At 62.2% G+C, this 13,493-nt stretch carries 13 protein-coding genes; 6 read left to right on the forward strand and 7 right to left on the reverse strand.

Going from position 1 to position 13,493, the window contains the following annotated elements:
• Window positions 1-52: 52 nt before the first annotated feature.
• The 3 genes from TM49_RS21135 to rimP are packed head-to-tail and all read right to left on the reverse strand — an operon-like array spanning window position 53 to window position 3,000.
• A complete protein-coding gene (locus TM49_RS21135) occupies window positions 53-700 on the reverse strand; it encodes an RNA-binding protein (protein ID WP_045684140.1) in 648 nt (215 codons plus the stop codon).
• Between the two features lie 5 nt (window positions 701-705).
• Window positions 706-2,355: a transcription termination factor NusA gene (gene nusA / locus TM49_RS21140; protein WP_045684142.1), complete on the reverse strand. Its 1,650-nt coding sequence runs from the start codon at window positions 2,353-2,355 to the stop codon at window positions 706-708.
• Between the two features lie 39 nt (window positions 2,356-2,394).
• Window positions 2,395-3,000 (reverse strand): ribosome maturation factor RimP, encoded by a 606-nt coding sequence (rimP, locus tag TM49_RS21145; protein ID WP_045684143.1) that lies wholly within the window; start codon window positions 2,998-3,000, stop codon window positions 2,395-2,397.
• A 254-nt stretch (window positions 3,001-3,254) separates the two neighbouring features.
• Here rimP and TM49_RS21150 point away from each other — a divergent pair, with 254 nt between their 5' ends.
• Entirely contained in the window at window positions 3,255-4,895 is a 1,641-nt protein-coding gene (locus TM49_RS21150; protein WP_045684145.1) for an MFS transporter, read from the forward strand.
• A 508-nt stretch (window positions 4,896-5,403) separates the two neighbouring features.
• Here the strand turns inward: TM49_RS21150 and TM49_RS21155 are convergent.
• Together TM49_RS21155 and TM49_RS21160 are read right to left on the reverse strand one after the other, a co-directional pair.
• A complete protein-coding gene (locus TM49_RS21155; protein WP_045684147.1) occupies window positions 5,404-6,690 on the reverse strand; it encodes a lytic murein transglycosylase in 1,287 nt (428 codons plus the stop codon).
• A 135-nt stretch (window positions 6,691-6,825) separates the two neighbouring features.
• Window positions 6,826-7,230, reverse strand: coding sequence for a DUF805 domain-containing protein (locus TM49_RS21160; RefSeq protein ID WP_045684148.1), 405 nt, complete (start codon window positions 7,228-7,230; stop codon window positions 6,826-6,828).
• Window positions 7,231-7,447: 217 nt separating this feature from the next.
• On the opposite strand from TM49_RS21160, the gene TM49_RS21165 reads away from it, so the two are divergent.
• The 5 genes from TM49_RS21165 (at window position 7,448) to TM49_RS21185 (ending at window position 11,874) form a co-directional block, all read left to right on the forward strand.
• Window positions 7,448-8,287: an undecaprenyl-diphosphate phosphatase gene (locus TM49_RS21165; RefSeq protein ID WP_045684149.1), complete on the forward strand. Its 840-nt coding sequence runs from the start codon at window positions 7,448-7,450 to the stop codon at window positions 8,285-8,287.
• A gap of 133 nt (window positions 8,288-8,420) precedes the next feature.
• A complete protein-coding gene (locus TM49_RS21170; RefSeq protein WP_045684150.1) occupies window positions 8,421-9,113 on the forward strand; it encodes a glutathione S-transferase family protein in 693 nt (230 codons plus the stop codon).
• Between the two features lie 56 nt (window positions 9,114-9,169).
• Window positions 9,170-10,309, forward strand: a complete 1,140-nt coding sequence (gene queG / locus TM49_RS21175; RefSeq protein WP_045684151.1) for a tRNA epoxyqueuosine(34) reductase QueG — start codon at window positions 9,170-9,172, stop codon at window positions 10,307-10,309.
• Complete coding sequence (locus TM49_RS21180) at window positions 10,300-11,166, forward strand: SDR family oxidoreductase (RefSeq protein ID WP_045684153.1); 867 nt, start codon at window positions 10,300-10,302, stop codon at window positions 11,164-11,166. The genes queG and TM49_RS21180 overlap by 10 nt, the downstream gene beginning before the upstream one ends.
• 3 nt (window positions 11,167-11,169) lie before the next feature.
• The gene (locus tag TM49_RS21185) at window positions 11,170-11,874 is read left to right on the forward strand and encodes a ceramidase domain-containing protein (protein WP_045684155.1); all 705 of its coding nucleotides are present in this window, start codon (window positions 11,170-11,172) and stop codon (window positions 11,872-11,874) included.
• Here the strand turns inward: TM49_RS21185 and xth are convergent.
• Window positions 11,836-12,639, reverse strand: a complete 804-nt coding sequence (gene xth, locus TM49_RS21190) for an exodeoxyribonuclease III (protein WP_045684157.1) — start codon at window positions 12,637-12,639, stop codon at window positions 11,836-11,838. The two genes, TM49_RS21185 and xth, sit on opposite strands and share 39 nt — an antisense overlap.
• A 66-nt stretch (window positions 12,640-12,705) precedes the next feature.
• On the reverse strand, window positions 12,706-13,422 hold the full coding sequence (locus tag TM49_RS21195) for an outer membrane lipoprotein carrier protein LolA (RefSeq protein WP_082074938.1): 717 nt from the start codon (window positions 13,420-13,422) through the stop codon (window positions 12,706-12,708).
• Window positions 13,423-13,493: the final 71 nt, after the last annotated feature.

The following is a 13,493-nucleotide window of genomic DNA, read 5'->3' on the forward strand; positions in this document are numbered from 1 at the left end:
GTTCCCGCCGTAAAAAAATCTTGCTGGCGTCCGGCCAAATCCCGTGACGTCGTCATTTGTTCGTCATCGCGGCTTTTCCTTCGGTTCCGGATTGAGACCGGTACCTTTGAAGTATCATTGCGCGCTTCACTACACCCTCACCGGCCTTTCCCGCAAGCACCGCGGCATGTTTAAACGCATTCTCATGCAAAAGAGTGCCTATTTCGTCCGCCCCGAAGGGGCGCAATGCCGGAATCGGCTCTTCCTCCTCCGCCATATGCATATAGGCGGTGCGCGCCTGATCGAGCTTGCGCACGCCATCGGCCGCCGCATCCGCCGCATGAAACACCGCGATCGCCGCACCGCTTCTTATCGCAAGATCAACCTTGGCAGAGCCGGTGACGAACTCGCCGGCCTTCATCGCCATGTTGATCATACCCGCAAGCTGGCGGGCAAGCAGCGTGTCGACGAGCACACCGAGGTTCTCGTCCGCGCTCACCTTGTCCTTCAGGGCACGCGCAAACATGCCCTTGGCAACCGCCTTGTCAACGGCGGAACGCTCCGCCGTGACCCAGCAGCCCCTGCCCGGCAGTTCCCGCTTCAGATCGGGAACCACCGTACCATCCGGTGCTGCGACGAAGCGGATGAGCTCATCCGCCTCGCCCTTGTTACGGGTGACGATGCAGGTCCTGTCGTTCAAGTCCGGCTCCCTGCGTGGCATCGCCCTTATGCGGTCTCGCCGTTTTCGTCGCCGGAGGCGGCTTCGGCATCTTCAGCGACCTCTTCTTCGGAAGCTTCCTCTGCCTCGGCTGCCTGCGCCGCAAGGTCTTCCTCGGTGATCCAGCCGGCCGCAAGGCGGGCCTGAACGACCATGTTCTCGGCTTCCACCCGCGACAGGTCGAAACCGGAGAGGATGCCCTCGAAGCGCTTGGTCTGGCCGTTCTGGCGCTCGGACCAACCGACGAGGTCGTCGGCAGCGCAGCCGGCAAAATCTTCCATCGTCTTGATGCCGTCCTCGCCGAGCGCAACCATCATCGCAGAGGTCATGCCATCGATCTGGCGCAGTTCGTCAGAAACGCCAAGGCCACGGCGCTTCTCGTCCATCTCGGCTTCGAGGCGCTCCAGGTGTTCGCGGGCGCGCATCTGGATTTCCTCGGCCGTCTCCTCGTCGAAGCCCTCGATCGAGGCGATTTCGTCGAGTTCGACATAGGCGAGTTCCTCGATGGCCGCGAAGCCTTCCGAGGCGAGAACCTGGCCGACCATCTCATCGACGTCCAGCGCATCCATGAACAGCTGCGAACGCTCGTTGAATTCCTTCTGACGGCGTTCCGACTCCTCGTTTTCCGTCATGATGTCGATGTCCCAGCCGGTGAGCTGCGAAGCCAGGCGGACATTCTGGCCACGACGGCCGATCGCGAGCGATAGCTGATCATCCGGCACCACGACATCGATACGCTCGGCATCCTCGTCGAGAACCACCTTGGTGACTTCCGCCGGCTGCAGCGCGTTGACGATGAACGACGCCGGGTCTTCCGACCACGGAATGATGTCGATCTTCTCGCCCTGCAGTTCGCCGACAACAGCCTGAACGCGCGAACCGCGCATGCCGACGCAGGCGCCGACCGGGTCGATGGACGAATCGGACGAGATCACCGCGATCTTGGCGCGCGAACCCGGATCACGGGCAACCGACTTGATGGTGATGATGCCGTCGTAGATTTCCGGCACTTCCATGGTGAAGAGCTTGACCATGAACTGCGGATGGGTGCGCGACAGGAAGATCTGCGGACCGCGCTGTTCGCGGCGGACGTCATAGACATAGGCGCGGATGCGGTCGCCGTAGCGCGGCACTTCGCGCGGGATCATCTCGTCACGACGGATGATGGCTTCGCCGCGACCGAGGTCAACGATGACATTGCCGTATTCAACACGCTTGACCGTGCCGTTGACGATCTCGCCGATGCGGTCCTTGTATTCGTCGAACTGGCGATCACGCTCGGCTTCGCGAACCTTCTGGACGATGACCTGCTTGGCCGACTGGGCAGCGATGCGGCCGAAATCCATCGGCGGCAGCGGGTCGGCGATGAAGTCGCCGAGCTTGGCATCGGGGTTTCGGTCGAGCGCCAGCGTCAGCGGGATCTGGGTGCCGTAATCCTCGGCTTCCTCGACCACTTCCAGGAGGCGCTGCAGGTGAATTTCACCGGTCTTCGGGTTGATGTCGGCGCGGATATTGGTGTCCGTGCCGTAGCGCGAACGCGCCGCCTTCTGGATGGCATCCGCCATGGCGGTCAGCACGATCTCGCGATCGATGGATTTTTCGCGCGCCACTGCATCGGCAATCTGCAACAGTTCAAGCCGGTTCGCACTTACTGCCATTTTCCTGTTCTCCGTTGTCGGGGCCTAGGCCCTAAAAATTCAGTGTGCCGCGTCGTCCGCGTCGTTTTCATTGGCCGCTTCCTCGGCCGCCTTTTCCTTGGCGAGCTTGTCGGCCCTGAGCGCTTCGCGGATCAGTTCGTCCGTCAGCACCAGCTTGGCGTCCGAAAGCGCGCTGAAGGGGATTTTCACCTCGTTCGGCTCGCCATAGGCAACGCCATCGCGCAGGAGGGTGAAGCCATCCACATCCGCCTCGATGATACGGCCGCGGAAGCGCTTGCGCCCCTCGACGACGACCGAGGTCTCGCATTTCAGCAGGTGACCCTTCCAGCGATAGAAGTCGGACTTACGCACCATCGGCCGGTCGATACCGGGCGAGGAAATTTCCAGATGGTAGGCACGGTCGATCGGATCCTCGACATCGAGCACCGGCGAGACGGCGAGCGAGACTTCCTCGCAATCTTCCACCGTCATCGTGCCGTCGAAACGCTCGGCCATGATCTGCAGCGTCAGCCCGTTCTGGCCGGACAGCAGTACCCGGACAAGCTTGAAGCCGATGTCCTCAAGCACCGGTTCGATAATATCGGCAACGCGCTTGTCGATACCGGTCTCGACAATCAGCCGTTCTTCTCTCTCTTTGTCCGTCATCGCAGTCTCTCCCGACGGGCATCGTGCCGTCCGCGCCAAACAAAAAAGAGCGGGTCCTTGCGGCCCCACTCTTCATCTGACGATCAAGAATTTGAGCCCCAGATAAGCCCTTGGCGCCAAAATTGCAAGTTTTATCGCGCGCTTCCCGCATTTGACCGCGCCCGCGATATAGGCAATTGCCAGAATTCGGCTCTATAGTGTTTCTCCCGGGAGAGCTTCGAACAACAAAAACACCCGGAGGAAGCATCGTATTCATGGACAAGGCGTCGCCCTCGCTGTTCGCGCCCTTTGCGCACCCCACATTCCGTTATGTCTGGCTTGCCGCCATCGCCTCCAATCTTGGAAGCATGGTGCAGAACGTCGGCGCCGCCTGGATGATGACGTCGATCTCTGCGTCGGAAAGCATGGTGGCGCTGGTTCAGGCATCGACAACGCTGCCCGTCATGCTGTTCGCACTCGTCGCCGGCGCCATTGCCGACAATTATGACCGACGCCAGGTGATTCTCGCAGCCCAGGGCTTCATGTTCACTGTCTCGGTAATGCTGGCGCTTGCCGCGTTCGCCGGCATTATAACACCTTGGGTGCTGCTTGCATTCACATTCCTCATCGGCTGCGGCAATGCGGTGAACAATCCGTCCTGGCAGGCTTCAGTCGGCGACATGGTGCCGCGCTCAGACTTGCCCGGCGCCGTGACCCTCAACTCGGTTGGCTTCAACATCACCCGCAGCCTTGGCCCGGCCGTCGGCGGCACGATCGTCGCCATCGGCGGCGGCGCGGCGGCCTTCACCGTCAATGCCTTCAGCTATCTCGGCCTGTTGACGGTCATTTACCGTTGGGACTTCCGGCGCCCCGAAAGCCCCCTGCCGCGCGAGAAAATGACCACGGCGATCGGCGCCGGCCTGCGCTATGTCTCAATGTCGCCGAACATCCTGAAGGTGCTGTTGCGCGGCTTCCTCTTCGGCCTGTCCTCCGTTTCGGTGCTGGCCCTTTTGCCAATTGTCGCCCGTGATGTCATCGTCGGCGGCCCGCTCACCTACGGTCTCATGCTCGGCGCCTTCGGCATCGGCGCCATTGGCGGCGCCTTCACCAATCAGTGGCTGCGCGAGCGGCTTTCCAATGAATGGATCGTGCGGCTCGCCTTCCTGGTCTTCGGGGCCGCCACGACGACCATCGGCCTGTCCACCTCGATGGTGATCGACTGCGTGGCGCTGATGGCCGGCGGTGCCTGCTGGGTTCTGGCGCTGTCGCTGTTCAACACCGTGGTGCAGCTGACCACGCCCCGCTGGGTCGTGGGCCGGGCGCTATCGCTCTACCAGACCGCCTCCTTCGGCGGCATGGCGAGCGGCAGCTGGCTCTGGGGCTATGTCGCGGAAAACCACACCATCACCATCGCCTTCCTTTCAGCCGCCGGCGTGACACTCATCGGCGCCGCGATCGGCTTCGTCTTCAGAATGCCGGCGCTCGAGAGCCTGAACCTCGACCCGCTCAATCGTTTCCAGACGCCGGAGCCGCGGCTCGACGTGCTTGCCCGCAGCGGCCCGATCGTGGTCGAATCGCGCTTCATCATCAATGCGGCCGATACCGAGGAATTCCTGAAACTGATGATCGAGCGCCGCCGCATCCGCCTCCGTGACGGCGCCCGCAAATGGGCGTTGATGCGCGACATCGCCGAACCGGAGGTCTGGATCGAGACCTATCACGCCCCGACCTGGGTCGATTACGTCCGCCACAACCAGCGCCGCACCCAGGCCGACGCCGTCAACCTCGACCGCATCCGCGAACTCCACCGTGGCGAAGGGCCGCCGGAAGTCCGCCGGATGATCGAGCGCCAGACGATTCCGCCTCGCGACGAGCTCTTCAACCGCCCCTACTACATGCACCATCAGCATCACTGATGTACGAACAAGTAAGGGCGACAGCATGAGCCGCCGCCCTCGAGGTCACGTCAAAACCGACAAAATCGCAGCGATGCCGAAGAGGCATGATGCTAAGTTGATCTTGATCGATATCTGGATCTTAGTTCTATTCCTCATGGAATGGCCCTCGATCCCGTGGCCACGGAACCAATAGGTTTCGTGATTCATGCCAGAGTTTCGAATAACCCGTCGTTCTCCGGTTTATCGGGGCACTCTCCACGTTGTACACCGTGTCAAGTACATCCAGCCTGCATTCCGAACGAATGAACGGCTTTGGGCACATCCATGCTTTCCAGCGGAACAACGCTTGGGACTGGCCGCGGGTGTGCACAAGATAGGGTACCGACATGCCTGTCGAAGCCTTCTCGTGGCCGCAAGTTGAGTATGTCCCAGTTTCTAGAGGCTGTCCAACTTCTCTTGCTTTGAATGTGGATAAGTTTCTGGAGCTCAATATGCCTTGAACGTCTCTGCGCAGGGTGCTCGAACTTTACCGCAGCAGTTCGGTCTTCAGCTCCGGCGTCGGCCAGCAGGTCTGGCTCACGCGGTTGCGCGTCTGCCAGTCGCCGATGGAGCGGCGGGTCTTGAAGCCGACGAGGCCATCGGCACCGCCGACGTCATAACCCATGCCCTCGAGCTTGCGTTGCATGGCGGCCACATCCGAGCGCAGAAGCGTGCCGGTGCGCTGCCAGGGCTGAACGAAGGCGCCCATGCCATACTGGATGCGGTCGGCGAGATTGCCGACAAAGAGCGCATAAAGGTCGGAGTTGTTGTATTCCTTCAGCACGTAGAAATTCGGCGTGACGACGAATTCCGGCCCGTAGCGGCCCTGCGGCACCAGCATCATGCCGGGTTTGCCGAGCTCCTCGGGCGGAAAGCTCTTGCCGCCGACGCGCGTGATCCCCTGCTTGGCCCAGGCGGAAATCGGCCGCGCATTATCAGGGCCCTCCTGGGCGCAGGAGACGTTGTCCGGAATGACGGCCTCGTAGCCCCAGTCGCGACCGCGCTGCCAGCCGTCGCTGGCGAGATGCTTGGCGATCGTTGCCAGCGAATCGGGCACCGAATTCCAGACGTCGATGACGCCGTCGCCGTCGAAATCGACCGCATAATTCTGAAAGTTGGACGGCATCAGCTGCGGCTGGCCAAAGGCGCCGGCCCACGAGGCCTTGCGTTTGTCGAGAGGCGCGGCGCCGCTCTGGATAAGCTGCAGTGCGGCGATGAACTCGCGCTGGAACATCTCCTGCCGCGATGAGGTCATGAACCCCTTGGTCGCAAGAACCTGCAGGATGTCGTACTTCTCCTCGGCCGCGCCATAGCCCATCTCCCGCCCCCAGATGGCGAGCACGATGCGGCCGGGAACGCCATAACGTGCCTCGATCTGATCAAGCACGGGCTTGTACTGGTTGTAGAGCTGGCGTCCCTTGACGGCGAGGTAATTCAGGTTGTTTTCACTGAAGTAAGGCCCGGGCTCGGAAAATTCCGGCTGGGTCTGCTTGCGCTGGGCTGGCGGCTTTGTGCCGGGCGGCACCAGGTCCGGCAGCGACCAGTTGATCGTAAGCCCACTGGTGACACGATCATAGACCGCGGCGGAGACGCCGGAACGCAGCGCCGCCTGGCGCATGTCTCCGCGAATCCAGCCCTCGAACTGCCGTTCGACCGTGCCCCGGTCATAGGCGCTGGCGACCGAGGAAAACCCCACACCGGCGACGAAGGCCAGAGCAAGGGCAAAAACTGCACACAGCAGACGCAAGCCAGCAAACGGGCGGAAGCTGAACATCGGTGATCTCCTTTTCCGCTCGTGGACTCTCAGTGAAAATGGTTACCGAGTTATGAACGTCGGCGCCATCGCGGTCGTTGTCCACAGCCGCGCCGATGGCATCCGATCGGGTCCCTCAGGCAACTCTCGGCCCGTTCAGAGCTTGCCGGCCTCGACGTCCGGCCCATAATCGTTCTCACCGGCTTTTCCGGGCAGGCAATACCAGTAGAGAAGCAGGATGGCGCCGATCACGGTGAGGAACAGGAGCTGCCACCAGCCGCTGTGGTTGAGGTCGTGCAGCCGGCGGGTGTTGAGCGCAATGCCGGGGATCAGCGTGATCAGGCCCCAGAGCCCCTGGAACACCCCTTTCTGCGCGCCGAACAGGAAATAATCGACGGTGGAAAGGACAACGCTGATGATGATCGTCCACAAGACCCAGTACCAGAAGGCGCCGCGTGACGAACGGCCGCTGAACTGCACGTAATTCCTGAAGTAGAGCGAGAACGCTTCCTGAAAGCCAACCTCGCGTTGGCTGCGGTCGGTCGCGGATGTGTCGGTCATGTTTCCCCCCTGGCCTTGTCTGCAATGATCTCTCCGACAGCAATCTACAAAAAAGCGGCCCCGCCGACAACTGCGCGCCCATCCGCGGCTCGACGGTCCACCCTTTCCAAGGTTCGTTCATTCGACTACTGATAAGGCTGCTGTGTCCCCTCGGGGCTGATTTCAATTGAGCGATTTTTCACCGTTTCCGGTCACTTATTTAAGGACGTTTGAAGGCATGACGATTGGTTGGATCGAGGCCGCATTTCTCGGCCTGCTGCAGGGGCTCACCGAATTTCTGCCCATTTCCTCAAGCGCGCACCTGCGCATCGCCGGCGAATTCCTGCCGGCAGGCGCCGACCCTGGCGCCGCCTTCACCGCCATTACCCAGATCGGCACGGAAACGGCCGTGCTCGTCTATTTCTGGTCCGACATCATGCGCATCGCCAAGGCCTGGCTCGGACGCAACCTGCGGATCGGCGGCGGCCACGACACGGCCGATGTCCGCATGGGCTGGCTGATCATCATCGGCTCATTGCCGATCGTGATCCTCGGCCTGCTCTTCAAGGACCAGATCGAGCACTCGCTGCGCAATCTCTATATCACCGCCACCATGCTGATCGTCTTCGGCATCATCATGGGGATCGCCGACAAGGTCGGGCAAAAGCGCATCAGGCTGGAACAGCTCACCTGGCGCGACGGCATCCTCTACGGCTTCGCGCAGGCGATGGCGCTGATCCCAGGGGTCTCCCGTTCCGGCGGCACGATCAGCGCCGGCCTGCTGCTTGGCTATACCCGCGAAGCTGCGGCGCGCTATTCCTTCCTGCTCGCAGTCCCGGCCGTGTTCGGCTCCGGCTTCTATCAGCTCGTCAAAAGCATCGGCGAGGACAATCCGGTCGGCTGGGGACCGACGGCGCTGGCCACCCTGATCGCCTTCTTCGTTGGCTATGCGGTGATTGTCTTCTTCCTCAGGCTGGTCTCGACCCGCAGTTACATGCCCTTCGTCTACTATCGAGTCGCACTCGGAGCGCTTCTCTTCGTGCTTCTCGGCATGGGGGTCATCAATGCCGGCGGCTGAGCACGCCGGCGCAAGCGGTCACCCATCATTAATCCTTCGGTGGCAAAATACGGCCGAATAGAGTCCGAAGACCGGCGAACCGCAAAGAGGGCGTCGCGGCCATGCCGCGTCCCCGGCTATTTTTGAGTGCCCGATGACAACGCTTTACCACCACCCGATGTCCGCAGCCTCGCGCTTCGTGCGCCTGATCATCGGCGAATATGATTTCGACGTCGACATGATCGAGGAACGCCCGTGGGAGAAACGCCGGGCTTTCCTCACGGCCAACCCTGCCGGCACGCTGCCGGTCTATGTTGACGACAACATGCGCGCGCTCTGCGGCCCCTTCGTCATCGCCGAATTCATGGACGAGACCCACGGCGTGCTGCAGCGCGAACGCCGGCTGCTTGCCGAAGAACCGTTCCAGCGCGCCGAAATCCGCCGTCTTACCGAATGGTTCCTGCTGAAGCTCGAACAGGACGTCACCTACCCGTTGGCGCGCGAGCGCGTCTACAAGCTGCAGATGAGCAGCGAGGCCGGCGGTGGCGCACCCGATTCGCGCATCCTGCGTGCCGCCCGAGCCAATATCCGCCAGCACATGAAATATATTGCCTGGCTCGGCGCCAATCGCGGCTGGCTTGCCGGCAAGCGCATGAGCTATGCCGACCTTGCAGCCGGCGGCGCCATCTCGGTGCTCGATTATCTCGGCGAAATCGCCTGGGACGAGACGCCGGCCGCCAAGGAATGGTACCAGCGGCTGAAATCCCGCCCGGCCTTCCGCTCCCTTCTTGCTGATCGTGTGCGCGGCGTCGTGCCGGTTTCCCATTACGCCGATCTGGATTTTTGACTGCCGAGGGGCCACCTTGTGGTAAAGCGCCACACCAACAGCAACGGCCCTGACGCATGGCGGAACGCGGCGACAAACTGAAACGCTTCATCAAGGACGAGGCCCGGGCTCTCGGCTTCAGCGATTGTCGTATCGCGCGGGCCGAGGATATGCCCGAAGCAGCCGCGCGCCTTCGCGACGGCGTCGCACGCGGCTATTACGGCGAGATGGCGTGGATGGCCGAGACGCTGGAGCGGCGCAGTTCTCCCCTGGCGCTGTGGCCCGAGGCCCGCTCGGTCATCATGCTTTCGATGAATTACGGGCCCGATGAGGATCCCCGCCCGCTGCTCGCCCGCCGCGACCGGGCCAACATCTCCGTCTACGCCCGCAACCGCGACTACCATGATGTGGTCAAGGGAAAGCTCAAGCAGATGGCCGGCCGCTTTGCCGCCCGTACCGGCGCCGAGGTGAAGGTCTTCGTCGACACCGCCCCGGTGATGGAAAAACCGATCGCCGAAAAGGCCGGCATCGGCTGGCAGGGCAAGCACACCAATCTGGTCAGCCGCAGCCAGGGTTCGTGGTTCTTCCTCGGCTCGATCTTCACCACCGAAGAGCTCGATCCGGATGCGGCCGAGCGGGATCACTGCGGCTCCTGCCGCGCCTGTCTCGATGCCTGCCCGACCGATGCATTTCCCGCCCCCTACCGGCTCGATGCCCGCCGCTGCATTTCCTACCTCACCATCGAGCACCACGGCACCATTCCGCTCGAATTTCGGCAGGCGATGGGCAACCGCATCTATGGCTGCGACGACTGTCTGGCCGCCTGTCCCTGGAACAAGTTCGCCAAGGCTGCCTCGGAGATGAAGCTTGCCGCGCGAGAGGACCTGAAGGCGCCCGAGATCGCACGCTTTCTCGCCTTCGACGATGCCGGCTTCCGCAGCTTCTTCACCGGTTCGCCGGTGAAACGCATCGGCCGCGACCGGTTCGTGCGCAACTGCCTGATTGCCGCCGGCAACAGCGGACTGGCGAGCCTGATCGCCCCCTGCAGGGCTTTGCTCGATGACGAAAGCCCTGCCGTGCGCGCCATGGCCGTCTGGGCGCTATCGCGACTGCTGCCGGCGGATGCTTTTGCCACTTTGGCACGAACGCGGAAACCGGAGCATGATAAAACCGTTTTGGAGGAGTGGTCGGGGGCAGGAGAAACGCTATGCATCTGATGATTTTCGGCGCGGGCTATTCCGGACGGGTGATCGGCGCAACGCTGGCACCAGCCTGCCACCATGTGTCCGGCACGACGCGGACGGCGGACAAGGCCGCGGCTCTTGGCGGCGTGGGCATCGAGACCTTCATCTTCGACGGCGCGGCGATCGATGCCTCGCTCGCCCACAAGCTCCGATCGGTCACCCATATCGTGCAGACGATCCCACCCGGCGCGGAGGGTGACCCGGTTCTGAATATCGCAAGCCGCTCCGCGCATCAGAGGCTGCCATCGCTGCAATGGCTCTGCTACCTATCCACCGTCGGCGTCTATGGCGACCACGACGGCGAATGGGTCGACGAAACCTCCGAATGCCGGCCCACTTCCGAGCGATCAAAGCGGCGGCTGGCCGCCGAACAGCAATGGCTGGAAACCGGCGAGAAGCACGGGCTGCCGGTCGCGATCCTCAGGCTTTCCGGCATCTACGGTCCCGGCCGCAACCCCTTCCGCAAGCTGCAGGACGGCACGGCCCAGCGCATCATCAAGGAAGGCCAGGTATTCAACCGCATCCGCGTCGAAGACATCGCCTATGCGACATCCTTCCTCGCCGAGCATGGGTTCAGCGGCATCTATAATGTCACCGATTCGCTGCCGGCCCCGCCTCAGGACGTCATCACCGAGGCCGCCCGACTGATGGGGATCGAGCCGCCGCCCGAAATCGCCTTCGAGGATGCCGACCTTTCCCCGATGGCACGCTCCTTCTGGGGCGAAAACAAGCGGGTGAGTAATGCCAAGCTCAAAAAGCTCGGCTACGAATTCGAGTTTCCGGATTACCATCAATCGCTGAAGCAGCTGTGGGACATGAAGGCATTCTGAGCGATGGACGGGTTTATCGATATCTATTGCGAGCGCACGGCCGCCGGCTTCTGGAACGAGCCCATCAATGCGCTGACCAATCTCGCCTTCATCTTCGCCGCCATGGTGGCATGGCGTCTTGCGTGGCAGAGGGCACGAAAAAGCCCGCTCGAGCTTACGGTGATCGCGCTGGTCGCCATCATCGGCGTCGGCTCGTTCCTGTTCCATACGCTTGCGACACCGCTTTCCGCCGCCTTTGACGTCGTGCCGATCTGGCTGTTCTTCTTTGCCTATCTGTTGCTGGTCTTCACGCGCATTTCCGGCGGCCGGGCGTTTGACGTGATCGGCTACATGGTCGCAACGCTGCTCGGCTTCGTCGCCATCGTCTTCGTCGTCGGCCAGCTTGGCGCCGGCGGCACGCTCAACGGTTCGCTGCAATATGCCCCGGCGCTGCTCGCCATGGCTGTCGCGACCGCTATTGCCCTCTGGCGGCATCACCCGGTCTGGCGCTATTTCGCCAGCGCCACAGCGATCTTCATCATGTCGCTGACCTTCCGCAGCCTCGACCAGGCGGCCTGCGTCGCCACTGCCGGCATTGGCACGCATTTCCTCTGGCACATGCTGAACGCTACCGTACTCGGCATCCTGCTTGTCGGCGCCGTCCGGGAACTACCGCCGGCGGAAGCGGGCTCAGAACTTGAACCAGGCCGTGACCGGAACGTGATCTGAGGGCTTTTCCCATCCGCGCGCCTCGGAGAGGATCTCGAAGCGATCGAACGCAGAGACGAGATCGGCGGATGTCCAGATATGATCGAGCCGCCGGCCGCGATTGGCGGCCTGCCAGTCCTTGGCGCGATAACTCCACCAGGTATAGAGCTTCTCATCGGCAGGCGTGACATGGCGCATCAGGTCGACCCAGCCGCCCTTGGCGATGAGGTCCATCATTCCATCGGTTTCCACCGGCGTGTGGGAGACGATCTTGAGTAGCTGTTTGTGCGACCAGACGTCGTTCTCCATCGGTGCGATGTTGAGATCGCCGACGAGAATGGAGCCGACGCCATCGCCGGCATCGGCCTTCAGCACCTTCATCTCTTCCAGGAAGTCGAGCTTGTGGCGGAATTTCGGATTGATCTCCGGATCCGGCTCGTCGCCGCCGGCAGGCACATAGAAATTGTGGAGCCGGATACGCCGCCCGCCGGCATCGAACACGGCGGCGATGTGGCGGGTATCGCCCATCGCGCAGTAATCCGTCGAAAACCCTTCGCCGAGCGGCAGGCGGGAGACGATGGCGACACCGTGATAGCCCTTCTGCCCGTGAACCGCGATATGCTCGTAACCCAGTTCCCTCAGCGGCTTGTAGGGAAACTGATCGTTCAGGCACTTGATCTCCTGAAGGCAGAGGATGTCGGGCGCATGTTCCTTCAGAAACCGCTCGACGATCGGCAGCCGCAGGCGCACCGAATTTATGTTCCAGGTGGTGATTTTGAGCTGCACGTGCGCCGTCCTTGCTGATGGGATTTCAGCAATAGGCGATTCGCTTCTGCACAGAAAGACCGGGCGTCAGTCGTCTGAACCGGGGCCCTTCATGATCTGGTCGTAAGGAATGCGGAAGACGGAGCGGCCGAACTTCACGCCGGTCTGGACATTCGACAGGATGACCGTCGTGTCCTTGCCCTGCGCATCCGTGATCGTCCACTGACGCAGCTCGAAGCTCTTGGTGTCGAACATCAGCGTGATCACCTGATCGCCGAAAATCGTGCTGTCGCCCAGCACGATAACGGTCAGATCACCCTGCTGGCGGACGCCCCGCACCATGCGGTGCTGCAGGTCGATCTGGTCTGCCAGAAGCAGCGACAGCGGCGTGCGCGACAAGGGATAGAAGTCCCAGGTGGAAAGCTCGCCATTGCCGACGGCGACGTTGCGGCCATCCGCAATGACCTTCAGGGTCGACGGCGGATCGTAATCGAAACGCAGCTTGCCCGGCCGCTCCAGATAGAACTTGCCGCCGGCCTGATCGCCGCGCGGGCCAAACTGCATGAACTCCCCGGTCATCGACTTCACCGAGGAGAAGTGATTGGCGATCTTCTGGGCCACATCGGCAGGCGCCTCGGCAACGGCCGCCACCTGCTGCGAGCCGCCGCTGCGCTGTGTCGGCAGGGGAACGTTTCCCTGGGAGGGTAGATCCTGCGCGAGCGCCGGGACGGCAAGACCGGCGACAAGACCGGCGCCGGCCACCAGAAACAGCCTGCGGGAAAGATTGGAGTTACGCTCACTCATTTGGTTATCCTGAATGCCTGTTGCCATGCGCGCTTTTACCGCTGGCGAAATTTGTTCCTGCCGGCAAAATG

Origin of the sequence: Martelella endophytica (genome assembly GCF_000960975.1) — a bacterium.
In the GTDB taxonomy this organism is placed as follows: domain Bacteria; phylum Pseudomonadota; class Alphaproteobacteria; order Rhizobiales; family Rhizobiaceae; genus Martelella; species Martelella endophytica.